The 1,831-nt window shown below is 41.8% G+C and carries 2 protein-coding genes; both read right to left on the bottom strand.

The window, feature by feature from the left end; all coding sequences use genetic code 11:
• Positions 1-1,203, bottom strand: a 1,203-nt coding sequence (locus tag FTT71_RS13120) for a TolC family protein (RefSeq protein WP_179997588.1), incomplete at its 3' end; no start/stop codon positions are given.
• Between the two features lie 48 nt (positions 1,204-1,251).
• Entirely contained in the window at positions 1,252-1,665 is a 414-nt protein-coding gene (locus FTT71_RS13125; protein WP_225530251.1) for a cation efflux protein, CzcI-like, read from the bottom strand.
• Between the last annotated feature and the right edge of the window lie 166 nt (positions 1,666-1,831).

Genomic DNA, 1,831 nt, shown 5'->3' on the forward strand with positions numbered 1-1,831 from the left:
GAGGGCAGTTTGCCAAGCTTGACGTAGAATTTGTAATTGACCCAATCGAAGATTCTGCAGTTGGGTGGTTGCTTGTTGAACGTCGGTAATGGACAGTTTCCCTGCCTGAAACCCTTGTAAAGTACGGCTCTGAACTTTGGTCGCCAAAGTAACTTGTGCTGTTGTGGCATCGAACTGGCTACGTAAACCTTTGAGCTGATGCATGCTGTTGGCAATATTGAGTATTTGTTGCTTCAGCTCACGCTGCTGCTGTTGGTTCAGCAATATTTGCTGTTGCTGGACCATCGGGATCGCATATTGCTGGCGGTTGAAAATATTCAGTGGAATAGCCACGCCGATTGCCAAAGTCGTATCGTTGCTTTCATTAGGGGTTTTGCTACGTTTCATGCCTACATTTAAAGTCGGATTGGGACGTGCCTGAATTCTTAAATTTTCAATTTGATGATCCGATTGCTGAATGTTCAAGGCATAGAATTTTTCTAGCCACCCTTCAGCAATATACCGTTGCACAGTTTGGAGACTTTGCTCTGGCCAAGGGATAGCGGTTTTATTCAATTGAAGATGTGAAGATGTTTCTCCCCCCCACAAATTAGACAGCTGACGACCGGCAGCTTGTTTATTCAGCATCGCTTGCTGATAAAGTCGTTGGATTTCTAGCGCTTCAATTTGGGTACGCTCAAAATCAACCAGGGCAATACTGCCTGCCTGATAGCGTTTCTGGGCACTGTCCAGATTGGCTTTACTTGTTTTTAACTGTACTGAATAAGCAGACTGCTCAACCTCAGCAAGTGCAAATTGCGACCATGCAAATTTAACAATCAGTTGGCTTTGTGCCTTCCATAATTGCTGTTGCAATTGGATTTGTTGATTCGAGGTATTGGCAATCACCCGGTTCAGCTTACGCTGACCAAATAGATCTAGAGGTTGACTAACGCCAACATTGAATTCCTGTTCTTGACCTGAGCCAAAGCCAGACTGTTCTAAACTTATACTTGGATTCTGCCATAACCGACTTTGCTGAATATTCAATTCAGATATTTGCTGAACTTGTTGCCACAGCTTGTCTTGAGTCTGGTAACTTTGTACTTTTGCTAAAGCGGATTCAAAGCTGGTAACGTTTTCAGCATAGCTATATTGCATAGCCGCTGCACATATACAAGCAACCAAGCTATGACGCAAGAGTATAATTGATTGTGAAGACATGATTTTTCCCACTTATTTAAATAATAAAAGTGGTGGGAATGTTTTAGGCTACCCCACCATGAGCGGGGAAAATTCGGGAGGTGGGCTTTGTTGAAACAGGTCAGGAGCCTGATAGCTGTTTTTCCAATGAAATTGTGGATTCACTTTAACTTCAGAGCTTGGATGAAACACATCTACTTTTTCATTTTGTACAATCAAATGCGTCATCGATGGTAGATGATCTTGATGATCTTCACCGATTTCTAAATCGCTACTGAATGTTTTTATGTTTTCTGACTGTCCATTATGATCGTGTTGACGACTATCGCTGGCACACAAGGTATTTTGGTGATGACCAAAATGATAACTCTGCTGTGATTGAGGCTGTTGTTCATGGACACAAAAGGCCGCCGCCACATTCCAAAAGCTTTGGAACATGAACAATCCAACCAAGACTGTAATCCATGTAGTAGAACGCATCATCATAACAATCGAAAAATTTGTACCAAGTATAAGGCTTAGAGCCACTCCAAGGTCAAGCTTAATAAATTAAATTAAACATTCAATGAACACTGAATAGCCGGCACTTTTGCAAATTTACCTTGTCTCTATAAGCTCACATCAATTTCAGGTAAGAATAACAATAGAT

The organism is Acinetobacter sp. YH01004 (assembly GCF_013420455.1).
Lineage (GTDB): Bacteria > Pseudomonadota > Gammaproteobacteria > Pseudomonadales > Moraxellaceae > Acinetobacter > Acinetobacter towneri.